At 45.2% G+C, this 24,216-nt stretch carries 22 protein-coding genes and 2 pseudogenes; all 24 read right to left on the reverse strand.

Annotation, left to right across the window (positions count from 1 at the left end; genetic code table 11):
- Position 1: 1 nt before the first annotated feature.
- Complete coding sequence (locus tag AWB54_RS00860; RefSeq protein WP_061212755.1) at positions 2-577, reverse strand: GNAT family N-acetyltransferase; 576 nt, start codon at positions 575-577, stop codon at positions 2-4.
- Positions 567-1,871, reverse strand: a complete 1,305-nt coding sequence (locus AWB54_RS00865) for a DegT/DnrJ/EryC1/StrS family aminotransferase (RefSeq protein ID WP_061212756.1) — start codon at positions 1,869-1,871, stop codon at positions 567-569. The genes AWB54_RS00860 and AWB54_RS00865 overlap by 11 nt, the downstream gene beginning before the upstream one ends.
- Positions 1,835-3,004 (reverse strand): DUF354 domain-containing protein, encoded by a 1,170-nt coding sequence (locus AWB54_RS00870; protein ID WP_061212757.1) that lies wholly within the window; start codon positions 3,002-3,004, stop codon positions 1,835-1,837. The genes AWB54_RS00865 and AWB54_RS00870 overlap by 37 nt, the downstream gene beginning before the upstream one ends.
- Complete coding sequence (locus AWB54_RS00875; RefSeq protein ID WP_061212758.1) at positions 3,001-3,981, reverse strand: Gfo/Idh/MocA family protein; 981 nt, start codon at positions 3,979-3,981, stop codon at positions 3,001-3,003. Before AWB54_RS00875 ends, AWB54_RS00870 begins: the two co-directional genes overlap by 4 nt.
- A 7-nt stretch (positions 3,982-3,988) precedes the next feature.
- Positions 3,989-4,723: a cytidylyltransferase domain-containing protein gene (locus AWB54_RS00880; protein ID WP_061212759.1), complete on the reverse strand. Its 735-nt coding sequence runs from the start codon at positions 4,721-4,723 to the stop codon at positions 3,989-3,991.
- Positions 4,724-4,751: 28 nt separating this feature from the next.
- Complete coding sequence (locus tag AWB54_RS00885; protein ID WP_160328885.1) at positions 4,752-6,140, reverse strand: motility associated factor glycosyltransferase family protein; 1,389 nt, start codon at positions 6,138-6,140, stop codon at positions 4,752-4,754.
- Between the two features lie 548 nt (positions 6,141-6,688).
- A complete protein-coding gene (locus tag AWB54_RS00890; protein WP_061212761.1) occupies positions 6,689-6,958 on the reverse strand; it encodes a hypothetical protein in 270 nt (89 codons plus the stop codon).
- A 94-nt stretch (positions 6,959-7,052) separates the two neighbouring features.
- A pseudogene (locus tag AWB54_RS16800) lies at positions 7,053-7,328 on the reverse strand (flagellin); the annotation flags it as partial.
- A gap of 1,320 nt (positions 7,329-8,648) precedes the next feature.
- A pseudogene (locus AWB54_RS16805) lies at positions 8,649-9,107 on the reverse strand (flagellin N-terminal helical domain-containing protein); the annotation flags it as partial.
- A 363-nt stretch (positions 9,108-9,470) separates the two neighbouring features.
- On the reverse strand, positions 9,471-11,411 hold the full coding sequence (fliD, locus tag AWB54_RS00900) for a flagellar filament capping protein FliD (RefSeq protein ID WP_061212763.1): 1,941 nt from the start codon (positions 11,409-11,411) through the stop codon (positions 9,471-9,473).
- Positions 11,412-11,456: 45 nt separating this feature from the next.
- The gene (gene csrA, locus AWB54_RS00905; RefSeq protein ID WP_061212764.1) at positions 11,457-11,699 is read right to left on the reverse strand and encodes a carbon storage regulator CsrA; all 243 of its coding nucleotides are present in this window, start codon (positions 11,697-11,699) and stop codon (positions 11,457-11,459) included.
- 3 nt (positions 11,700-11,702) lie between these two features.
- Positions 11,703-12,167: a flagellar assembly protein FliW gene (fliW, locus tag AWB54_RS00910; RefSeq protein WP_061212765.1), complete on the reverse strand. Its 465-nt coding sequence runs from the start codon at positions 12,165-12,167 to the stop codon at positions 11,703-11,705.
- A gap of 38 nt (positions 12,168-12,205) precedes the next feature.
- Complete coding sequence (locus AWB54_RS00915; RefSeq protein ID WP_061212766.1) at positions 12,206-12,763, reverse strand: DUF6470 family protein; 558 nt, start codon at positions 12,761-12,763, stop codon at positions 12,206-12,208.
- A gap of 29 nt (positions 12,764-12,792) precedes the next feature.
- Positions 12,793-14,937, reverse strand: coding sequence for a flagellar hook-associated protein FlgL (gene flgL / locus AWB54_RS00920; protein ID WP_061212767.1), 2,145 nt, complete (start codon positions 14,935-14,937; stop codon positions 12,793-12,795).
- A gap of 31 nt (positions 14,938-14,968) precedes the next feature.
- A complete protein-coding gene (flgK, locus tag AWB54_RS00925) occupies positions 14,969-17,452 on the reverse strand; it encodes a flagellar hook-associated protein FlgK (RefSeq protein WP_061212768.1) in 2,484 nt (827 codons plus the stop codon).
- Between the two features lie 80 nt (positions 17,453-17,532).
- Positions 17,533-18,045: a flagellar protein FlgN gene (locus AWB54_RS00930; RefSeq protein ID WP_061212769.1), complete on the reverse strand. Its 513-nt coding sequence runs from the start codon at positions 18,043-18,045 to the stop codon at positions 17,533-17,535.
- A gap of 24 nt (positions 18,046-18,069) precedes the next feature.
- Positions 18,070-18,363 carry a flagellar biosynthesis anti-sigma factor FlgM gene (gene flgM / locus AWB54_RS00935; protein ID WP_061212770.1) on the reverse strand — a complete coding sequence of 98 codons (294 nt, stop codon included), beginning with the start codon at positions 18,361-18,363 and terminating at the stop codon, positions 18,070-18,072.
- Positions 18,364-18,565: 202 nt separating this feature from the next.
- Positions 18,566-18,985: a TIGR03826 family flagellar region protein gene (locus AWB54_RS00940; RefSeq protein WP_061212771.1), complete on the reverse strand. Its 420-nt coding sequence runs from the start codon at positions 18,983-18,985 to the stop codon at positions 18,566-18,568.
- A 144-nt stretch (positions 18,986-19,129) separates the two neighbouring features.
- Positions 19,130-19,849, reverse strand: a complete 720-nt coding sequence (locus tag AWB54_RS00945; RefSeq protein WP_011639649.1) for a ComF family protein — start codon at positions 19,847-19,849, stop codon at positions 19,130-19,132.
- 194 nt (positions 19,850-20,043) lie between these two features.
- Entirely contained in the window at positions 20,044-20,229 is a 186-nt protein-coding gene (locus tag AWB54_RS00950) for a hypothetical protein (protein ID WP_041427254.1), read from the reverse strand.
- A gap of 315 nt (positions 20,230-20,544) precedes the next feature.
- Positions 20,545-21,186 (reverse strand): response regulator, encoded by a 642-nt coding sequence (locus AWB54_RS00955; protein ID WP_011639647.1) that lies wholly within the window; start codon positions 21,184-21,186, stop codon positions 20,545-20,547.
- On the reverse strand, positions 21,179-22,366 hold the full coding sequence (locus AWB54_RS00960) for a sensor histidine kinase (RefSeq protein ID WP_061212772.1): 1,188 nt from the start codon (positions 22,364-22,366) through the stop codon (positions 21,179-21,181). The genes AWB54_RS00955 and AWB54_RS00960 overlap by 8 nt, the downstream gene beginning before the upstream one ends.
- A 14-nt stretch (positions 22,367-22,380) precedes the next feature.
- Positions 22,381-23,514 carry a non-hydrolyzing UDP-N-acetylglucosamine 2-epimerase gene (gene wecB / locus AWB54_RS00965; protein WP_061212773.1) on the reverse strand — a complete coding sequence of 378 codons (1,134 nt, stop codon included), beginning with the start codon at positions 23,512-23,514 and terminating at the stop codon, positions 22,381-22,383.
- A 148-nt stretch (positions 23,515-23,662) separates the two neighbouring features.
- Positions 23,663-24,106: a hypothetical protein gene (locus AWB54_RS00970; RefSeq protein ID WP_011639644.1), complete on the reverse strand. Its 444-nt coding sequence runs from the start codon at positions 24,104-24,106 to the stop codon at positions 23,663-23,665.
- Positions 24,107-24,216 lie beyond the last annotated feature (110 nt).

Below are 24,216 nucleotides of genomic sequence, written 5' to 3' on the forward strand. Positions count from 1 at the left end.
CCTAACACTGTGCTTGGTTTTTAAACCTTTTAGCAAAATCTTCTTTCAACAAACCTATTTGATATACATCGTGATAAGTTCCGTTTTTGTATACATCCTGCCGGGAAATTCCTTCTATTTGGAATCCAAAAAACCTGCACATAGCATCTGCTAATTCTTTAACTATGGTTCCTCCATAAATACGATTTAAGTTTAATGTATGAAAACCATGCATTATCATTAATTTGTTGGATTCATAAAAAATCTTAACATTGCGCGCCGAGCTTTCTCCAATTATTGTGGCAATCTCAGCCTTCCTATTAAGGTAATCAATAGAACTTAAACTAACGCATCCGACAATATTTCCCCCCTGGGCAGGGCAAATTCCCAGCTGAATTTTATTATCGTTTCCTTTTATCTGGCTTTCCCAGAATTCCAATTGCTGTTTCTTGGTATTGGGATAGTAATGTTTTTGCATAAATCTGGTAGTCTTTTCATCATTAAACCAATCGTACCAATTACTATTTTCAATATCAGTTTCATCAAGGACTTTTAACGCTACATATTCACCCTGTAGAAATATATCTTTATTTCTCATTAGAATAAGACCTCCAAACCTTTGCAAATGCTTTTCCCACATCATTCAGGTCATCTTTACTCATGGGCGGGCGTATTAATTCATGGGTAATCAGTTCTTCATAATGCATTTTCTCGCAAACTGGGCACAAACCCTGGCGGTAATTTATAGTCCCCTCATAATGCGGACAGTTAAAAGGACAACCTTTATCGCCATAAAGCACTTGCTGCTGGTAAAGCGGTTGCAGGTACAACGGCTTAACGTATCCGCAACCTACGTTTACCCCTTCGCTTTCCCTCAACTCTACAGGCATCAGTTCAGCCTTAACCGCATTTATAAATAACTCTCTATTAATATCGACCATATCCGACTTGAACTTGAGAGCGTGAACATAGTAACTGTGTTGACAGGAATCCCTGACCGCAGGCATTTGTAAACAGGGAATCCGCGATATTTGTTCTTCCAGGTATATAACGTTTTCACGGCGCTGTTTTAGCAACCCCTTCAATTTTTTCAGCTGTTCCCGGGCAATCGCTGCCTCCACCTCGGTCATACGGTAATTGAAGCCCAGCATATTAATAAGATTGTTGTAACCTTTATTCTCTACCACCGCTTCGGCATGGTTCCTTATCAACCTCACTCGTTCTGCCAGTTCATTATTATCAGTTACCACAATCCCCCCCTCACCGCTGTGGATATGTTTATGATAATTAAGGGAGAATACCCCGATATCACCCAGGGTTCCGGCCCATTTACCCTTATACCGGGCTCCGGGAGCCTGAGCGGCATCTTCAATAACCAATAAATTGTGTTTTTGAGCAATAGCATTGATGCGGTCCGCATCGTAGGGCTGCCCAAAAATATCTACAACTATAACGGCCCGCGTATACGGGGTAATCCGTTGCTCCACTGAATGTGGCTCCAGGCAAAAACAATCCTCTTCAATATCAGCAAAAACCGGAACGGCGTTATACACCAGAACGGCAGCAGCTGAAGCAGTCATGGTGTACGGTGATACTATTACTTCGTCACCAGGTCCAACACCCGTTGCCCCCATGGCGCAGTATAATCCTGATGTAGCCGAATTTACTGCTATAGCATGTTTCACTTCAAAATACTCAGCCCATTCTGCCTCCAATGCCCGCACCTGTGGCCCCCCATAAAAATCCTCATGCCAGGTACCCAGGAAACGGGATAAAACTCCGGATTCCAGCACATGCTTGACTGCGGCTATTTCCTCTTCGCCAATAACCTTATAGGCTGGGAATAAGCTGGTTCTTACCTTTTCTCCACCGTTGATGGCCAGTTTATGCATAGTAATTCCTCCATATAGGTAATGACTTTATCAACTGCCCCGCTTTCAATATGCCAGTTGATAATGGGTATATCTTTATCCACCAGTATTGTCCGCAGGGTATTTTCCAGTTCCTCCTGTTTAAGGATAGGAGAAAGGATACCCCTTTTAACCAGAATTAAGGGGCTGGCCCGATTCAGTCCGATTTGTATGCTTAAAACCGGACACCCCAGAATAATCGCCTCCATCAAAAGCATAGAGGACATTCCGCAGACCAGATCAGAAGCCCTGAGTAAAGACCAGGAATCAATATCTTTTACTGTACTGATGCTAATATGCTCATTGCTTATTTCATTATTGAGAAAACTATAATTATCTTCATTTTCACGAGGATGCTGCTTGATAATAAGCCTAACCCGTTGGCTACTTCGTTCCAGTACCTTATCCAAGGTATGCAGGAGCATACTACAAGTGCTTTTTTCATCAAAACCCCAGAAAAGTTCTCCATTGCTGTCGGCATAATCCTGGCTGATAGGTTCAGAAATAAATGTAAATATCAATTCGTCAGGCTGAAGGCCCAGTTCTCTCTTAACCTTAAGAATTTGTTCAGCAGAAAAACTATTACGTGCTGATACAATCAGGTCAAAATAAGGTTGACCGCTTATTTTCACCCGCCGGCCATCAATACCTGCACTGAGCATCTCTTGCCGGGCGGTTTCATCCATTACCAGGATATAATCAGGCAAGTAGGGATGCAGCTTATTCTGCCAGTATTGGCCCTGTTCCTTCAAAGTGAAATTCGAAAACCTGATACCATAGTTCATCCATTGGTCAAGGATGGCAAAGGTCTTTATACCTATACTTCGGGCCGCTTCCCATAAATACCTCTCGGTAAAATCATCCCCGCTGGTTCCGGTAATAATAAAGTCCGGATGCTGCTGGGATAAGAAATCTTCCCAACTGCTTGTCTTTATCTCAGCTAGGATTTCGGTGATATCCTGCCCCTTTAGCCCCATCTGCCGGTAACGCTTAAGAGCAAGGTCCTTGCCGTACAAATCCACCTGATAGCCTCTCTCCCGCAAAGACTCTGCCAGGGGAATTACAGTATTGGCTCCTCCCGGGTCACGTGCCAGCAGCATTATCTTTTTATTCATACTTGCAATCCCTCTTTTAACTGGTGGCATAGCGTAAGAACACTAATACCATCATCGAGCCCACAATATAGCGGTTCATCTTTATCCAGGTGCCGGTAAATATTCTCTGCCGCATAATAAATGGACTTGCTCAGCGAAGTCCTCTGTTCAGAAACCACTAGCGGATTCCTGTAACCTGCAAACAAGGGGCTTTCCCTTATCTCATATTCCTCAATGACAAATCCGGAATCAATCAAGCGAACCCTGCGCCGTTCAAACAACAAATCCATTTCAAAAATGGTATAGGCCCGGCAGTCTATGCTCTGTAAAAAAAATGGCGTTCCCTCCGCCATGGTTAAAACAGCCGATACGCTAGGGTCGTCATCATAAAAATCATTTATAACACCGGTTAAACGGCAATCACTGACATCACCCAATAAACTAAGCAATAAATCAAGCAGATGGGATCCATTATGCAGCAGTCCCTTGCCATAATAACCAGTACCGGATAAATATCGGCCATATAAGCCATCCCTTATATTATTACGCAGCGTAATTATTTCAGGAACAAAACGCCTGGAGTAATTGAGTTGAACAGAGATGGGTAAACTTGAATAGCGTTGCTTAATTTTCCGGGCTTCGGGCAGAGTTTTGGTCAGAGGTTTTTCGGCAAAAATTATATTAATATTGCGATGGGCCAGTTCCTGTAAATACGGGTAGTGGTATTCATCAGGTACAGCCAGGCATACTACATCAACTCTATATTTATGTAATGCCTCGTCCAGGTTATTAAAATATTCTCCACCCCAGATAGAAGCAGCTTTCTGAGCCTGTCCTGTATCACTATCAACAAAGCCTGCTAGTTGAAAACCTGGATGGGCAGAAAAGGCATGGGCATGGGTTAATATATTTTCGGAACCCGGTTGGTCAAAAAAAGCCCCTATCTTACCTGCTCCAATAATTAAAACATTATATATCCGGGTGTTCTCTTCTTCCATTTTCGCTTTACCTGACTTTCTTTTGCATTATATTGTTGTTAATAGATCTTAATTCAGGTTTGCGATTCAATAGTCTCATCATATCGTATAAATTAAAATCAGCTTTTTGCGGATATAGTTCTTCATAAATTTTGCCAATAAATTCATAGTCCTCTTTAGTATCCAGAGTCATCCTCAATTTGGCATCCCGTAAAAACGGTGGAGCCTCAATATTGGAAAAGCTATAATCGAAGGGATGTTCATATAGATAAAGGCAGACATGCTCGCGATGGGCCGGGTCACCCGTACTCTGTGCCGTCTCCTGTAATACCCGGTTGGCTACCGCAATGGTATCCATGCCAATAGGGTAAGTCCGCAAAAGATTATTGGATACCAGATCAAACCCGCCCTCCAGGTAGCGTTCAATAACCCGGTCGCTTTCTGCAATATCAACCAGGGGGCAATCACCGGTAATTTCTACTACTACGTCCAGATTAAAATAACTTGCTGTTTCTGCTACCCGTCCCAATACATCATCCTCACTGCCGCGATAATACGGAATATTTTCTTTTTCCAGCAATTCCACCAGAACATCATCGCTAGCATTAATTGTTGTGGCCACAATAATACTATCGATAAAACGAGAACGCTGAATGCGCTCTATCTGCCTGATAATAGCAGGCTTTCCCCATATATCCATTAGTACCTTTCCCGGTAGCCGACTAGAGGTCATCCGGGCTTCAATAATACAACCAATTTTCATTTCAAGCTAACCTCTAACGTAAGATTATTTATACAAACGGAATTGTTAAACAATCCTCTATTTCCTTGTCTTTTGACAAACGAATTGAATCCGTAGTCCCTACAAGTTCCTGCATATTAACAGCAACAGTGAGATTTGCCCCTTCGTACTGCTTATCTTCCTCAGTTCCGTTTAGCTCTCTCGTTGTTATTGCCTTTATGATATTTAAATATCGATTGCTAAGGTTGTATACATAAGTTTCGTAATAAAGGAATGCCTCCGCTTCTGCATTTTTTCCAGTAAAATTATAAAAAACCCCAGCTTGATAATATATTAGAAAGCGATTTAGCATTTGCATAACAACTTTTTGAAAAAAGTAGTTGCTATATAGTTGACGGTTAATCGCCTGAATAGAAGCAACTAATTCTTGCATACGCTTTTCACTACTTTGTTTTTCTATTAGCTGTTGCAATATCTCAAGCATATCTCGTTTTTCCTCATTCATCTCTTGTAGATTTCTAATTTCATCCAAAAGATGCTGATAAAAAGTATCTATGTCATTATCTTTATAAATATCATAAAAACCTGGTTGATCTAATATCTCTTCCATAATTCTTCTGACTTTAATATCCTGCCTGGCAATATAATCCTCTATTACGTCTCTGAATTTATAATTAGGTATACCCGGTATACCCAATCCCGCTTCACTAGCATTAATAATAGTATAAGTATTCTTATACTTTAGGTTCAGAAGTTCCATATCCCGTCTATTAGCCAAAAATCCAGGAACAGTATATACCCTTTCCCCATTAATATCAGTTGCTTCCTGCAGTGATTTACGTATAGATTCAGGCAATGTATCCTTTTCTTCGCCTGCGTGTACCTTGTTATCGTAATAACATAAATCCTGTCCTACAAGGATAATAGGATTGCAACCCAATTTTACGGCTAAATCCACCGCCGAGGAGGATACGGAAGCATGGTCATTTATAATATCCACCGGCAAATCAAGATAATAATGATAATACTGGGCAATAAAATCGTTACTAATCGCCATTCTAAGCAAGTGATTAGGGAATTTTTTATCCACTTCGGGATGAAGGCGGTACGAACCCACCAATATATCTATATCACTATCTTTAAAAATATAGGCTTCTGCTTTTTGGGAATCCATGGCGATTGCCATATGAGCTTTTATTCCTTTCTGTTTACATATACGAGCTCCAGTTCCAGGAGCTATAATCACGGCTTTATCCTGTATTTCTTTAAGCTCATCAATTCTCTTCTCTAAAGACGGGCCTGCCGACACAATAACAGCTGGTATATTATTGAATTTATTGTTTAAAACAGAAGCACTGGGTTGCTTTTTAGCAATCGATATTAACTGATTTTCTGTCCATTCGTTTAGAAAATAATTGATGGTAGTGGTGCTTGCCATAAAAGCCAGCTTCTCATCGCTAAATATCCGGCTTATCTCCTGAAAGACATCACTGTATAGACTACGGTAGGATAAATGATATATAAACTTTACTTTACGAGAGCTCATTACCTGTCCCATAATTTGGGACATAATTTGCCGAACATCATTGAATATGCTAAGGGAGACACCTTTTTTCTTTAAGAGCAGTTCTAGATCCCTCCATTTCAGCAATTCCCTAAATATATTGTTAAAAGGCTCCAAAATTAGAACCCTGCGATATCTAACCCTGTGTTTTTGTATATAATCAAGGCAGTATCCCATCCCGAGGCCGAATATTATGAGAATCTGTTCCGGATCATCCGCCTCCCGGAGGAGCTCCTGCATTTCCCTGTCTAGATTATAGCTACTGTGTAAATAACACTGGCACGATGGTGACTGTAAAAATAGATTTCCATCATTTAAGCCGAAAATCTGCAGGTTACTGCAGGTATATTCAACAGCAGTAGCCTTGCTATAAAAATCCGGGAAATGTTTTTTTAAAAAATTAGAATTTTTAATCCACATGTTCATATATTATCTTCCCTGTTAGATAAATCCAAAAAATTTTCAAGTTCAAATTGCGTAATATCAGCCAATAGTAAATAATCCTGCTTCTGTAAGGCTTCCAGGCAGGCCTGCATAATATGATTGAACCTTTGCACCTTGTCAATATCACTCAGGTCAAAGGCCGATGTTTCAATAATAGTTGTCATAAGGTTACTGAGCTGTGCTGGTACTGTCCCTATATTGTAATCAAATATATCCCTCTGTAACTGTTTGATTTTTTGTTGTAACATCTTTAATTACCTTCTCTAATTAATCTTATTAAACCTGAATTTATAAATAACTGTAGCGGAAAGCAATATTCCGCTACAGTTAAGTGAATAATAACTATCTGAGTAATTGCAGAACTGTCTGCGGCATCTGGTTGGCCTGTGCCAGCATAGCTGTAGCTGCCTGCTGGAGGATGTTGTACTTGGTGAAGTTCATCATCTCTTTGGCCATGTCGACATCACGGATACGTGATTCGGATGCACTCAGGTTCTCGGAAGTTACCGACAAGTTATTTATGGTGTGTTCCAGTCTGTTCTGGAGAGCACCAAGTTTAGCTCTCTCTGAAGATACCCGGTTAATAGCGATATCAATCTTACCAATTGCAATATTGGCATGTTCGTTGCTGGTAACTAATATGTTGTTTACTCCAAGAGCCCGGGTACTCATATCACCAATACCTACTCCAATATCCTGTTTCTGGTTGGCACCTATATGGAATACGGTGGTATTATCTGATATATGAATGAAAGTACTTTCACCCTCAATAGTCCCCGTAAGAGTAAACTTCTTATCAGTGTCATCCCAGGTTACCCTAACACCAGTATTGGAGGCAAACTGTACGTCTACATCCTTATTTACTACCCCTATAAGGTTGTTACCTGAGATCTCCACATCCTTGGCCAATAATACCTGATTGTGGGCTTCGTATACGCTGACTTTAAACTGGGTCTCAGTAGCCTTTTGAATGGTCTGCAGGCTCAGCGCACGCAGAACCGGGTCATCCCCGATAAAGGTAATCTTGCCATCATTACCGGATATACCGGAACGAATAATGAAGGTACCTGGTACAGCCTGCAAACCTTCAGTTCCCCAGGGGTCATAACTGACAAAGCGGTCTTTGGACACTGATGAATCCACTACATATTTCTGTCCCAGACCATTATATATGGCCTCATTAAGCTTATTCCTAACTGAACCGATGGTATCGGTATCGAACAAAGTAATATAAGTCTTTTGTCCATCTCCCTGTACCAACTGGATGGTCTGGGGATTGGCCAGAATGAAGTTCCCAGAACTATCCCAGAATTCCTGGATATCATAAAGCTTCGTACTTTCCAGGGCAATTTCTCCTACACGTTCAATCTTGGTGGCCTGGAAATCAGCCATTGCAAGCCCTGCGTCAGTTCCAGATGTGATTCCCGAAAACGATGCTGTTGCATCCTCGATTCTCATATCCAGGAAGTAACTTACGTTTACTCCAGTCATGGATTCCCCAGTATCGTTAAGTTTAAGTGCCATTACAGCATCAAATACCTGTTGCTGGTTAGTCTGCATTAATCCGCTTATGGATGAACCGGATGCGCCGATTTCAAGAGTTACATTAATAACTGCAGATTGCCCGCTCATATGACCTGATACGGCAAAAGCCCCAATACCAGAAGCATAAGTAAACTGGAATACTACCCCAGTCATCAAAACCCCGCTGGGACCTGTGAAGTTCTGCAGCGCTACAAAAGATAACCCACCACCAGTTAATAACGTATAGGAACCTACTCCTCCACTTACAGTAACCGTTTCATGCTTAATCCGCATGATATCAGTCTTCAGCACTTCAGCCTGTCCGGGTGTAGCGGTAATCTTCAGCTCATAGTTGCCCCCACCCGGAGCCTTCTGTCCAAACTGGTCGAGCTGGCGGAGGCCATCCCGCATGAATACGCGGGTGCTGATCTTGTCGGTGGATACCAGAGCGGAACTGGTGCCATCCAAAAGGTTCTTGGTATTAAACTGGGTAGTACCGGCAATGCGGTCGATTTCATCAGTTAACTGGTTGATTTCCTTTTGAATCTGGGTTCTGTCCTGAGAAGTGTAGGTACCGTTGGCAGATTGTACCGCCAGTTCCCGCATTCTTTGCAGGATAGCGTGGGTTTCGTTTAATGCACCCTCAGCTGTCTGGATAAAGGAAATGCCGTCCTGGGCGTTGCGGCTGGCCTGATCCAGACCTCTGATCTGGGAGCGCATTTTTTCGGAGATGGCCAGTCCGGCAGCATCGTCAGCCGCGCGGTTGATGCGCAGGCCGGAGGACAATTTCTCCAGGGCCTTGGACATCCCCAGGTTGTTGAGTACCAGCTTGTTATAGGTGTTTAATGCTGGTATGTTGTGGTTAATAATCATATAAGTTCTACCTCCTTGTAATTCTGACTCCTACATCCGTGTAGGGCCCTATCCTATACTATGCTTACTGCACAATCGAGCTCACCGGCAGGTCGTTTAGCATCGACCTTTAAACCAAACACCCCCTCCCACCTTATTAACCGCAGTACAGGAACAATTCCCGCCTGCTTTATCATAAAAGCGTCTTGAGCTCAATTGCATAGCTAAACTATATATCATAATATCATATCGATGATTTTTGCCGGGAAGTTTACTCATTTCCCCAGCTTTTATAAGCTGTTTTCAGCTCTATTTTTGCTGACGCATAAAATACAGCGTCAATGGTATAAATAAAACCTCTTCATTTAATTTTTCATTTTTCTGTTATTGATTACTTCCCTGCAAATCGCCGATTTTTTGGGACAACCATTGGCTCTGCATATTAGCCCAATGTATAGCCTTTTCCATCGCGGCGAACTGCCTCCGGTATCGTAATTCCAGGGCTTTCATGCGCTCTTCCAGGGTGCTTATCCTCTCTCCTATGCGCGTAATGTCGGCGGTCAGAAAGCTATTGTCATAAACGGCATCGGCAGTTCCCGCCTTGGCATTGATCCGGCTTACGGCCGCATTGACCATCGTGTTTATTTTCAAAGCCAGGCCTACATCATAGGTTTTTACTTTTCCATCTACCAGCACCGTTTGCGTGAGGTTGAACAGGTCCATAACCCCTTCCGGGTCGGCCTGCAGGGCTTCGCGCAACTTGTTTTCGTCAATCACCAGCTTGCCGTTGTCCTTGCTGCCGGTAAGATAGCCCCCGGTTCCTATACCGATAGCACTGAGGCTGGTAAAGGGCAGGTCTTTCACATCTTTACTGTAGCCTATCAGGTTGGATCCAGGCTTGTACACACCGGTATTGACCTCCAGCTTCAAGGTGCTTTTTAAAAATAAATCGCCGTCCGCCACGATTTCCAGGCGGGCATCGGGACTCTTGTTAAGCGTAGTCAGCCGAAAAGAATTATCAATGGTCGAATAGTGGGCTTCTATTCCGCTGTATGCGCTATTGGCATTGATGGCATTGACTACATCGTTTATGTTTTGGGTGGCGGAATCGAAACTATAAGCCCGGTCAACTCCGTCCTCTCCCTTGAGGGTAAAGCCAACCGTGCCCGTTATCCCAAACTGATCCGCCAGGGTACCGGCATAAGCGCTCAGGGCTGTCCGGCTGTACAGATTGACTCCTGCTTCATAAACCAGATCATCATTGTTTTTCAATATGTTGTTGGTTGTCATTTGGATTTCCGCCGCCAGCGATCGCAAGATGGATTCATTGTTCATTATCCCCTTTTTCGCCGCTGCCTCCCATTTCTCTATCTCTTTTTCGCTCATTTCCTTTCTCTGGGCATCGGTCAGGGGCTGGTATTTGAAACTATGGCTTTCCTTGTCATATTCCCGTCTTTCATTGAGTTTGACATTGATATTTTCCATGAGCGCATTGTAGGCTTCAACGAAGCTCTTTATTTTGGCTACCCCGTTTTCGATGTCATGGCTTATCGTAATGCTGACGGTTTCGCCGGCTTTCTTGAGATCAAAATTAATATCATTCAGAGTAAACTGGTTGGAGGTAAAGGTGATGCCGGTAGCCCCGTCAAAATCGATGGAAGCATCGGTGCCTTGGTATACGCCTTCAGCCATGCCTAACTTCAAAGTGCTGTTGATGAATGAATCCGGATCGGCTTCCAGCTCGATAACTTCCCCGGCGCCCTTATCCGTGGTTGAGATGATAAAGCGGTTGCCGTCAGCCGAGTAGCCCGCGCTGATACCGCTGGCCGAGGCGTTATCATTGATTTCTTTGACTACATCGTTGATGCTTTTGCTCGCCGTATCAAAACTGTAGGCATGGGAAACCCCATCCTTGCCTTTCAGGGTAAAAGTAACGGTATCCGTTATCCCAAATTGCTCCGCCAGGGTATCTTTATATTCGGCCAGGGCGCTCTGGCTGATGCGCGTTACTCCAGACATCAGGCTGTTGACCTTAATAATGTGAGTTCCGTTTGGGGCATTGGATTTTGCTATGGCTGCCAGCACAGTGTTGTCGCTGACCTCGACTTGTTTGGAATTAAAGGTTGATTCCAGCTTCAAATCCAATATAGAGTTGCGAAAGTTAAATATCTTCATATTGGTATCACGATAGCTGTCGCGCTTCCACTCCAAAATCTGCCTCTGTTGTTTGACTTTGTCAACCTGGGCCAGCTTGGCTTTCATCATATCCTTTATTATGCTTTCGGTATCCATGCCGCTGACCAAACCGCTAATCTGCAATGGCATAAAGTTCAACCTCCTCTATCAATCATCCGCTCGCCAATCCTGTCCTTAATCCTGGTAATTCTTATAATCTTTAAGATTCTGCACCTGTTTCTTAAGCTTATCCAGGTTTTCCGCCGCTTTGCGATTCTCTTCCTGGATTTCATCATATATTTCCTGGCGATAAATGCGAATGTCCAACGGGGCGGATATGCCAATACGCACATTATCGCCTTGAATATCAATTATACTTACGGTTATCTGCTCCCCGATGACAATGGCCTGATCTTTTTTCCTGCTTAATACCAGCATAGTTTACAGGCCTCCCGCCGCATTAACCGCAATGTTTTTATTTTCCTGCCTGAATATGAAGTGGCGGGTGCTGTAGTTTGTCTTTATCGATACATACTGCATTCCCAGCCTGTTTTCAATATTGATAAGCAGCGGTGCCAGCAGGTTAGCCGTAGTCTTTTTAAAATCATCCGGAACCGTAAGTATTAAATATACCGCCAATTGTGATTCATCCTTAAGCTTTAATCTCTTTAAATCTTCATCATCCACATCTATCTCGTAATCCGGGAAAAAGGTAAACGGCTGCGCCAGCAAGAGACATAACTCGCTGTTGTTTACCGATTGTAAATAATAAAAGGGCACGCCTTCCGCCATGGGCAGGAGAATAAATTCTTTTTCATTTTCAAAAGCCGGTATGCCCTGGGGAAAATGAATTATATAGTTTTCATCAAACTCCAATTCTCCTAAAAGGCTGCTTTGTATTTTCATCTTGGACTCCCTTCTCTGTCTAAATCTAAAACTCTATTCTAGGCTGTGGCATCCAGGAGCTTTCCGGGACAAGCGAATCTTACAAAATTCTTCTGTAACAAATAAACCTCCACCCGGCCATATTCAAAATTATTATCCACCCGGCCTCGTTGAAAATCGTAATTGATAACTCCCGGTTGAAAAGCGACTTCCACCGGAAAGGTTTCAAAAGTGATTCGCGGTGGTTGCTTGGGTATGGCTGTTACATTATAATCCCGTTTCTTATCGGATTTGGAAGCTATTATATCAATAATATCCGGTCCGTTTATTTTCGCCAGAGCATCTCCATTGGCAGCAATGCTTCCTATTCCCTCCAAAAGATCCTGCTGTGCTTGTTCCAGCAGGTAATCCCTTAACATTTCCGGGGTTCTGAGACCGGCATCGGCAAAACACTGCCTCTGATCTATGTGCAGTTTGGGCCTGGGCGACCTCATCGTCAACTGTCCGGGAATGCTCTCCATTTTCAACTCAGGCTGGACGCTATGCAGGCGGATAGCCGGTTCTTTTATATTCAGCCCGATCCGGGCATACTGCTGGTTAATCTGTATTATTACCAAAACGCTACCCCCATTCCCCACATGACAAACTAGCGTAAGAAATCCAACAAGGTGGGCTGGATTATCCTGGCTCCGGCCGCCAGCGAGGCATTATATACATTCTCCTGCATCTTTAAATTCATGATAACCTCGGCTAAATCAGCATCTTCATTTTTCGATAAAAGTTCCGTAAAATTCAGTTGGGTGCTGGTCAGGCGGCTGTCCTGGAGTTCCAGGCGATTAATCCGCGCTCCAACGGTTGAACGGTGCATCAGCATTTCCTCCAGCCGGATATCGGCGCCGGCCAGGGTATTTCCAACATCCGGTATCCTGCCCAGCTCAATCTTCTGGCTTACATCGTTGAGAAATTCAAAAACACCCATCTGGTAAGAAAATGCCACCGCCCTGTCCACGGCAGCGAATTGGCTCTCTTCAACGGTAATGGAACCATCATAGCTTATACCGGTTTTGGCATTAAGAGTAAAGAATTTGAAGTCCTCCGTGTCATAATTCAGGCTCCCGGCATCTCGGTTGAAATTAAAGGTTCCGCCATCGATTTTATTGCCATTGGTATCCGGATATTGCAGGTTGATGCCAACTCTATTCATAGGCAGGGTCTGGGGCGAGGAAAAGGATATTACCGTCTTATCACCAACCGCCAGCGGGTATTTCAGTTGATCCGCAGGTACTCCGGGATCGCCGGGGTAGGGATAGATTCCGCCCAGGGCACTGCCGGAAATGCTATTGTTCCAGATAACCAGATCCTGGGTTGCTCCCGGCAATTTGCTGGCCGGTATGGTCAGGATGGCTTCCCCGGCGGCTCTGGTCATATCGATAACCACCTCTTCCATCTCCACATACTTGTAACTGCCGTCACTCTGATAAACATGCCCTTTTATATTTACCACCGCCGTATTATCTCCAGGATTTATTCTGGTGGCCTCAATCAACAACGAACCGGAAAAGGGGGTATCATTCTGGTTGGCGGCTGTCCCGATACCCAGGCGGGCGGGGGTGGAATCACCCTCGTAGAAAAAAGCCTTGTTGTTGGGCACCGAGCTTAAATAGCTCTGGGCTTCAACCGCATTAGCTTCCGCAGAAGACAGGGCAATATAAGTCTGGTTGCCCACGGCGAATTCCGGATTAGCATCGTCTATACCCCCCAGGGCCGCGCCGCTGTTATTCCAGATAACCAGATCCTGGGTTGCCCCCGGCAACCCCCCGGCTGCCAGTTGAGCGGCGGTAATCGTCAGTATCGCCCCGTCATTGGCGGCGGCCATATCCATGGTCAAGCCGGCTATGTTTATATCCTGGTAGGCTCCGCTGTCTATAGCCACCCGCCCGGAAATATTTACAGTCAAGGTATTCGCCGCTTCGTCAACTGCGGTTACTTCAATTTTTAGGGAACCGCTGTATCGGGAATCCTGCTGGGTCGCGGCGTTGCCCACAGCAATAGGCGCCGCCTCAGCAGCCGAGTTAAAAAAGAAAGCGCCCGGGTTGTTGTCTGCCCCCATGAGACTGCGCCATTCGTCGGCTTCCGAAGGCGGTAGGGTATTAGCGGTACTGACCAGGTAATCGCCTTCCTGCAGGCCTTGGGCTTCAAGCTTATCCGGATTTATCCCTGATAGAGGATCTACATAAAGGTCTTTTAACCGTCCCATAAAAAAATCTTTTATTTTTATATTTATCGGTATCTTAACCCCAACCCCTATTTCCGCTTCCAGGTCTTTCTGATTGCCCCGCCATTCTCCATTTTGCAAGGGCGCCTCGGTAACATTGCTGCCGGCAAAAATATGTTTACTGCCGTTGGTAGTATTGGCAATAAGTTTCAACTGCTCGTTTAATTCCCTTATTTCCTGAGCAATGGCGCTATAAGCTTGCGGGTTGTTGGTTGATGCTGCTTGCACCGTTAATACCCGGGCCCTTTGCATTACTTCGTTAATATTATGCAGGGCGCCATCGGTTGTCTGCAAAAAACTTACCGATTCTCCAATATTGCGCAGGTACTGTTCCCCTTCGATAAGGTTGGTGCGCAGCCGCAGGGATTTGACCAGCCCGGCCGGATCGTCGGAAGGGGTGTTGATCCTCCTGGTGGTGGAAAGCTGGCGCTGGAGTTTGTCCATGCGCCACAGGTTGTTGGACAGGTTGCGGTTAAGCTCATTAACCAGCATCTTATTAGTAACTCGCATCATCATAGCTTATCATTCCTCCATCCAGCAACTGTGCCTAGCGTCCCACCAGGCCCATGCGGTTGATAATCACTTCCAAACCTTCGTCAACGCCAGTAATGAAACGGGAAGCCGCATTGAAAGCATGCTGGTATTTAATCACATTGGTCCATTCCTCATCCAGGGAAACACCCGATATGGACTCCCACTTGTTTTGCAACTGGCCCAAGAGTATTTCCTGGTTTTTTACCATGCGCTGCGCTTCCTGGCTTAATACGCCTGTATTGGCCGTTATTGAGCGCCAGAAATCATCGGTGCTGGCATCTTCCACCATACCGCTGTTGCCCCATTCGCCCTCATAATAGGACAGATAGGCCGCCGGTTCCTCCGTAGCCAGAGCCGCGTTGGTGGTTATTTCAATATATCCATCATAGGATTGGCCGAAAAGATTGCTCTCTTTATTGTCATTCATTGTAAAGAAATGCAGCTCGTTTGTAGCTGAATCCAGTACTCCGTTATCAAAAACAAAGCGTTGCGGCACTTCGCGAGGAGAGTTGAAATTGAAATTTATATCCACCTGCTGGTACGGGGTGGCCGCAGCCGTTGCCGCCGTCAAGCCCAGTATTCCCTTGTCCCCTACTTTCAATTCTACTGCTTCCATTTTAGTCTTGCTGTCCAGGCCCGTTATGGTCGTTGTCATGGAGCCGATAGTTATGCTCTGCGAGGCGGCCCCGCCATATTTGAGGGTAAAGCCTCCGGTTTTTCTTTCGTAGGTTCCATTCCGGTTGTATTCATGAGAAACATAAGAATAACTGACCTGCCCGCTGTAGCTGTCAACATCGCTTACCGTTATTTCAATGGAAGCGTTAATGTCCAGTGCCAGGTTGTTGGGCTGTTGCAACTGGCCAATACCAAAAACACTATCGGCTGTCTTCTGGTTGTAGCTCTGCAGCAAGCTTAGAGCCGCATCATTGGCTCCGGGAATGCCGACCCGGGTTTGCAGCTGGTACTCGCCGTTCTGCAGCTCGGCAGCTCCCAGGTCGCTTAAGGCCGAACCCGGATAAATAACTTCCAGCTTTCTATTAGTTGTGGAATAGAATACGATTTCCCCGCCCTCACACCTGACACTGGCGGAGATTTCATTTTCATCAAGTTCTTTCTGCAAAGCCTGGGCCAGCCTCTGCATATCAGGAAAGCTGTAGGGCGGTGATATCTCAATCTTTTTTATCCCCGCCCCTCCATCCATCAGAAAGCTCAGGGGATCGTGTGAAGAAAAGTTAATATTTAAACCTTCCGTCTTGACTTTGAACTGGGGGCTATTCAGGTTGTGCTTTAACTGGGCGATCTTCAGGGCATTGCTGCCATCGCCAAAATTCTCCTTATTGCCCGCTGTATCCCAGGTGCGGCGGCTAGCCGCGGCGATTTTTTTCACATCATCCTGTATCTCCCGGGTCACCGCCATGAATTTGGCCCAATTCTCATAAGTATCCGCATCTTCCGGCATCATGAAGAAGTTGCTTCCATCCGGTACCTGGCTTTTATTGACCAGGCTGTAACCGCCCCGGTGCAGCTCATTGGTCTTCACCATTATGGTTTTGGCCAGCATATTGAGCTCTTTAATCATATTGGGGATTATTTCCTTGTATTCAGATGGCTGGCTTTCATCCGGCAGATTAGTCTGCCCCCGGGCATCGAGCAAAGCCCCAATCTGGCCTCCGCTTATCCTGGCCTTGGTCCGGCTGTCCGCCCAAACCAGCAAATACATGCCCTGATTATCCTTCTCTTCAGAAAGTACTATGTGATCCACGCCCTGCACCAGCATCCGGTCGGCCAGTTGCACCGCGATCATACCATTCTTATCATTGTAAACCCTGACCTCCGCAATCTCACTCAATTGCTCTACGAGCAGGTCACGCTTATCTTTCAAATCGTTGGGCTGCTTGCCGGCATTGGTAACAGCCGCAATCTGCTGGTTTAGATCCGCGATCTGCTTCCCCAGCGAGTTTACCTCTCGGGCCTTTATTTTAATCTGGTCATTTATATCCACCCGCAGATCCTGCAGTTGACTGTAGGTATGGTTAAAGACCTCGGCCAGGGCCATTCCCCGCTGTACAACCACCGAACGCACCGACTCGCTTTCCGGGTTGAGGGAGAGGTCCTGCCAGGACTCCCAGAACATATCCATTACCCCCCTCAGACCATCCTTCGAGGGCTCGTTCAATATAGCCTCCACCCGGTCCAGGCTCTGCTGCATAGACTCCCAGTAACCCGAAACCTTGGTCTCATTCCTGATCTGGGCATCCAGGAATTCGTCCCGAATCCTTTTAACCTGGGCTATATCCACCCCGGTGCCCAGTTGCCCTACCCGGTTGGCATTGTTCAACATGGGAGCATGAAAAGGACTGGTCGTCACTATGCTGGGCGCCTGCCGGGAAAACCCGGGAGTATTGGCATTAGCAATATTGTGCCCGGTAATACTAAATGCTGTCTGATGCATGAGAACCGAGCGCTTGCCGATTTCCAAACCGAAGAAATTACTCATTTACAACCTCCATCTGGTGCCAGGCACTTAAGTTGTTAAGTTATTGCAATAACTTAACAACTTAAGTGCCTGGCACCTTCTTAAATTTTCTTGTCCAGCAGGTTTAGCCTGGGACGGGATTCAAATTCATCAGACTGTTGGCCTTTATCGGAATAAATTCCGGCTACATCCCCATTGAACAGGGACTGTATCTCCCCTATAAATACCAGGGACTGTTCTATTAATTCATTGTTATGGGAGTTTATCGCTTTCAACCGGATCAAGCAGTAGTCCAGTTGATTTATTACCTCTTCCAGGGCAGGATAAAGCTCCGGACAACCTTCCCGCACCCAGGCCAAAAGCTTTTTGGCGCTGAACTCCTCCGCTTTAAAGCCCAGTTGAATAGCCAAGTGTTCCTGTAATTTAAAGCGGGCACCTTCCATTTTATCCAGGTTGGATACCGTGATGCCCTCTTTCTGAATCAAACTATCCAGTTCTCTGACCTTGCCCGCTATAATCAGCTCCTGCTTCTCCTGGCCCAGCGCAGCCAAGCGCTCGAGAACCTGGTTTTGTTTAGCGATGCTCTCGATAAAATCTTGCAGTAGCTTGTTCACCTGTTTCACCGCTTTCTATGTTTTCTATATTAACCTGTCTACCAAAACCCTTTCTATCATCTTCTCCGCCACTTCATCATCGGATAGAGTATAGGTTCCTGCGGAAATCTGCTCCTTCAATTCAGCCACTTTATCCAGGCGAATATCATCCGCCTGCCGGACAGCATGCATAGCCTTCTGCTTAACCTTGCTCTCCCGGGAAATGGCCAGTTCGTCCGCCCGGGCGGTCCCCCTGGCAGCCTGTGCCTTTTCCACCTTGTTGTCGCCTTTGTTGTACACCTTCAAAACGTTTAGCAATTGGGTTTTGGAAATAATCATCAAATGTCACCTCAGAGCTCTTTTTTTATCTATTTTTTAATCTATTCGCCTATTTCTGTTTTCGCAAAAATAAAGCAGAGGCTTAATATCCCCTGCATGCGTTTATAAAGTATTTACTCCATTTTTTATTAATTTCCTGCGCCAGGCTATGTTTTTAATTAAGCAGTATTATTCCCAAGTCATAGCGACTCCATCTAGAATTTTAGAAAAAACCCTTATCTTTAATATGCATCTTATCTTTTACCTTGCCGCGGGGTGGTCTTTTCGGCTCTTCACTCTTGGCTTTTTGGGGCAGATGCCCCTGAATTTCAGCGTTAACCTCATTAATACAGCTTTCGCAAAAGCGGCCAGAGTTTATGCTTTGTCCACATCTTTCACAACGCAAACTGGCTGTTAGTCCCTTGGCCTGCAGCCTGCCATCCCTTAAGAATTGCAGAATCTTATCTTCCTCTACTCCGGTTTCTTCTACTACCTCAATTACCCCAGCCCCGGGATGGTCGCGAACATATCTTCGTACCACCTGATATTCATCTTCCTCTTTTTCCAAACACCTGGGACATATGTTCCGGCCCATATAGGGAAAAACCCTCCCGCACCTGGAGCAATTTCGCAGATTGGACATCCATAATACCTCCCTATGCATGGTATTCTTAGAATAATTTAACTCATTATTTCTATAGAGCTGTAGAATAAATCCATATCCATATTATCGATATTTTTATTATAACATTGAATATAGAAGCAAAAACTTTTTAGCCCCTTCCAACTAAAACCCTTTTCCAATAGCCCAGGTTATCACCGATACCCGCTCGGCCCCCGCTTCCAACAATACCCGGGTACATTCCCGTATAGTAGATCCGGTAGTATAGACATCATCAACCAGCAAAATTTTCTTGCCCAGCACTTTTTGGGGCTGTGTCACTTTAAAGGCATAGAGCAGATTTTTCTCCCTCTCTTCCCGGGTCAATTCCCGTTGTGAAGGAGTCTCCTTTATTCGCACTAGAATTCCGGGTTCTACTGCTATTTTAAGCCTCCTGCCAATTTGCCGGGCTAAAAGCTCCGTCTGGTTAAATCCCCTCTGTCTCAGGTTGCCCTGGGAAATCGGCACCGGCACAATAATATCCAGTGGCCAGAAACGCGGCTCTCTTTCCACCACTTCCGCCATCATGTCCCCCATTTTCTTGGCCAGTTGCTTCCTGCCCAAGAATTTAAAAACCTTGACCGCTATACGAAAAGGTTCCTCATAGGGTCCAACGGCGCGGGCAATATTGAAACTCGGAGGGTTCTGGCGGCATTCCACACAAAGGTTTTCTCCCTCCCCCAGGTATTTCCCACAGTGATCACAAAGCGACAAGCATTTCTTAAGACGATCCATTTCATCTTCACAGGCATCACACCAGGGATACCGGCAGCTATACCTGCCTGGTTCTCTACAGATATAGCAAGCAGTTTGGGGAAATAGAATATCCATAATCAGATCAATCATGCCTGCACCTCGATATCATCAGCTTGTCCTATAAAACTAGATTCAAACATCATCGCATTACGCCATTTTTAAGCATCGGAAGAAAGTGTTTTTTGCAAGGGAATCATAATTTCTTATTATAACATAAAATATATGCAGGTGTTGCCTATACATAGATTGCAAGCGGAATATTTATACAAGCAAAAATAACCACCCTAACTTGTCCCCTGATTTAAGAGCAGGCAAAAATACCGGTCTCTTTTCTTTCTATAGTAATCCTCATCCAGCTTCATGTTAAAGCGTTTCACCTTCTTGGGATTATTCCCCCGATAAGCAATAACTACTGCCAGCATTATAAATAACCAGAGGGCCAGGCTCAAGCTTTTTAACAAAACAAGCACAAAACAACCCCCTTCCAACATATTTGTACATAATATGCAAGAAGAAGGCTTATTGAGTACTGAAACATATTTTGCCATGATCCCAATGTTAGTAAAAAAGTGAGGAGTGAGGGGGGGCTCCCGGCCATAGGGGGTTAATTAGGAAAAGCAAAGTGTGAGGGGTTATTGGTCGTCTATCGTCGGTCGTCAGGCATCAGTAGGGGGAGGGGGTTAAGCGAGGTGGGGGGGTATGGATTCATCTCTCTTCGAATCAGAGGAAGCATTCCCTTGATAGTTTTGAATCAAGGGAATGCTTCCTCTGATGCCGTTTTCAGCTCATTCCTCACTTACAATGCGATTCTTCAAGGCATAGATAGCTGCGTGGGTCCGGTCCTTTACACCCAATTTGCGAAAAATACTGGTCAGGTGATTTTTCACCGTCTTTTCACTAATGAACATTACCTCCGCCATTTCTTTATTGGTATTTCCTTTCACCAACAAAGTAAGAACATCTTTTTCCCTCTTGGTCAGCCGTATTTCACTCTTCCGGTTCTCACTCTGCCGCAATTCCCGGACCAAGCGGTTCGCTACCCGGGGATAGATTACTACCTCTCCGTTCATTACCCGGTGAATGGTATCCACCAGTTCGCTACCCGCCACATCCTTAAGTATATAAGCCGAAGCTCCGGCTTTGACCATATCAACGACTTCTTCCCCTTCGTACACGGTCAGGGCAATAATCCGGACTGACGGCAACTCCCTCTTTATTACCCGGGTGGCCACAATACCATCAGTTCCCGGCATATTTACATCCATAATAATGATATCCGGTTTTTCCTTACGGGCTATGTTGATAGCGCCCTGCCCATCTCCTACCTCGTCTATAACTTTAATATTGCTATCGAGTTCCAGCAGCTTTCTCAGGCCCTCCCGGACCAAAACATGATCATCCGCTATCACTACCCTTGCCTTATCCATTATTTCCCTCCTCTTCCCATGGTATCCTGACTATTACCTGAGTTCCAGAACCTGGTGAAGAAATAATCTCAATCTCCCCTCCAAATATCTCTACCCTCTCTTTCATGCCAATAATACCGTAACTTTCCTTATTGGCCCTAGCCCCTTCAACACTAAAACCCCGGCCTTCATCTTTTATGACCAGCCTCAGGCATTTATCTGTATTCTCTATTTTTACCATAGCATGGTTGACCCCAGCATGTTTCTTTACGTTGGTTATTGCCTCTTGAATCAAGCGAAACAGAGCTATTTCCATAGAAAAATCGTAATCCCGATCATCACCCAGTACTATTAAATCAGTGGTAAAATTATAACGGGCTTCATATTCACTAAAAAATTCTCTGAGGGTCTGACAGAAACTATGTTCATGAACCAATAGTGGTTTGAGGTCAAACATTATGCTCCTTATATCAGCCAGACTTTCCCGAGCCATATCCTTAATATTATTTATCTCGTCACTTATCCTTTCCTTCTCCTCATAGCCCAGTTGTGCAATTAAATCCAGCCGAATCAACATGCTAACCAGGTTTTGCGCCGGACCATCATGTAATTCGCGGGCGATTTTTCTTCTTTCCGCTTCCTGCGACTCGATAATCCACATCCCTAGCTGTTGCTGACGCTGGAATTCCTCAATACTCTCACCTATTCTTTCGACATTTCCCTGCAAGATCTTTAATGCTACTCCGGTACTGCTGAGAAATCCATCAGCTTTTAGCGCAATGGCCTTGAAATGCTTTATATCCAGATCCAAGTGATCCCGGCGCCGCCGCAGGTACATCTCCTTCTTTCGTAAATCCAACAATGCAAGCTGCAATATCCTGGCTTTATCATAAGCATCTTTTATATCATTCTCCGAAAAAGACAAAAAATTACAGCTGACCTCAGCCAACCTTAAGCGAGCATACCTTTCCAGTTTTTCATACTTCTCTACTTCTGCAATAGTACGCGAGGCCTCGATATTTACTTCTTCCCTTTCGAGCTCCAATCGGTTACACTCCTGGTAACATTTCTCCGCGATATCATAAATATCATTGCGTCCTTTCTCCAGAGTTTCGACTAACTGCCCCAGGATATCTTCCAATTGTCCCATTTGTATGGTTTGTTTTTCCTCGCTCTTCGCCTTCTCCCCATTACCAGCCATCCTTATTCCCCCATCTAACCCTGGGCGCCGATGCGCACATAGAGAAAATCCTTGATCACATCTACGATTCGAATTGCCGCCTGCCCATCCCCATACGGGTTGATGGCCCGGGCCATTTTCTCATATTCTCCCCTGCTACTAAGGAGCAGCCGGGCCTCATTATAAATCTTCTCTCGTACCGTACCCACCAGCTTCACCGTCCCGGCTTGCAGGGCCTCCGGCCGCTCGGTGGTGTCCCGGAGAACCAGAACCGGTTTGCCCAGGGAAGGAGCTTCCTCCTGCATACCGCCGGAATCGGTTAAAACCATGTAACAACAATTCATCAGATGGGCAAAAGGCTCGTAATCCAGGGGCTCAATAAGGTAAAAACGCTCCCGCCCCTCCAGCATCTCCCGGGCCACATCTCTTACTACCGGATTACGGTGAACCGGAAATACCACCGCTACATCCGGGAATTCATCCACCAGGTCAATTAAAGCCTGATAGACCTCCCGCATGGGACGACCCCAATTCTCCCGGCGGTGGGTGGTAACCAGGAGCAGGCGCTTGGATAAATCTATTTCTTCAAGCTCAGAACCAAACTCATAATCAGGACGGATAGTATCCAGCAGAGCATCAATAACCGTGTTGCCGGTAACCCATATCTTGAAACTACCGGTCCCTTCATTTAAAAGATTCTCCCGAGCGGTATCAGTGGGAGCAAAATGCAACTCTGCCAGGCGACCCGCCAGGGTACGGTTCATTTCCTCAGGATAAGGTGAGTACTTGTTCCGCGTACGCAGGCCGGCTTCCACATGACCTACCGGAATCCTCTGGTAAAAGGCCGCCAGGGCCGCTGCAAAAGTGGTGGTAGTATCACCATGTACCAGAACCAGCTCAGGCTGCTCCTTTGCCAGTATCCCCTTCATCCCGTTCAGAACTCCGGTGGTAATACTGTAGAGGTCTTGTTTTTCTTCCATAAGGTTTAGGTCATAATCTGGTGTGATATCAAAAAGCTGTAAAACCTGATCCAACATCTCCCGGTGCTGCGCCGTTACCGCTACCACCGTTTCTATGTCCTTTACTCTTTTCAATTCCTTAATCACCGGAGCCATCTTAATCGCTTCCGGCCGGGTACCAAAAACCGTCATAACTTTTCCTAAACGCATGTTTATTTCTCCTTACTTATGCTTAAGACAACTTTTATTTTTACTAACCCCCCATGGCCAGGGGATGTTTCCCGTTTTCCGTCTTCTGGCTTCTATCTTCCGCCCTCCGCCCTCCGCCTTCCGCCTTCTGTCTTCCGTCTTCCACGGCTTACTTCCTGAGCAAAGAAACCGGAAGAATCTTTACAATCTTGAATACCAAACAATTTTTTAGCGGGAAATTTTTATAGGTCGTATTATCCAGGCGTTTTTTGATACGGTCAAAATATTCCCCTTCCTGCAGGTCAGCACTTAGCTCGACATAGACCCTTATCCCATCCTTGCTCTTATCATTATCAGTAAGAAGAACCATGAAAACCCCTTTGCCGGTCTCCTTCAAATTAGCATAGGTTTTATCCGCCCCGAAACGGGCACAAATAATAGTATCGTCACCGATCATCTCCAACACTGATATTACCGCGATATTTACCTCATAATTACGGTCAACCGTACTGAGTGTGGTGGAAATATAATTAGCGTTAATCAATGACCGGGCCTTTTCCAGCAATTCTCTATCCATTATTTCTAACCATTCCTTTCGAACACTTTCGAGCACAAAACATCATGCCAGAGTCTCTCTTAAACATAAGCTCACTGGCTAATGCTTGTGTTTAAGATACTCATTTAGTGTATAGGTTGCCCAGTTGGAGCAGAATTTCACAGGCT

Source organism: Syntrophomonas wolfei subsp. methylbutyratica (genome assembly GCF_001570625.1).
Taxonomy (GTDB): Bacteria; Bacillota; Syntrophomonadia; order Syntrophomonadales; family Syntrophomonadaceae; genus Syntrophomonas; species Syntrophomonas methylbutyratica.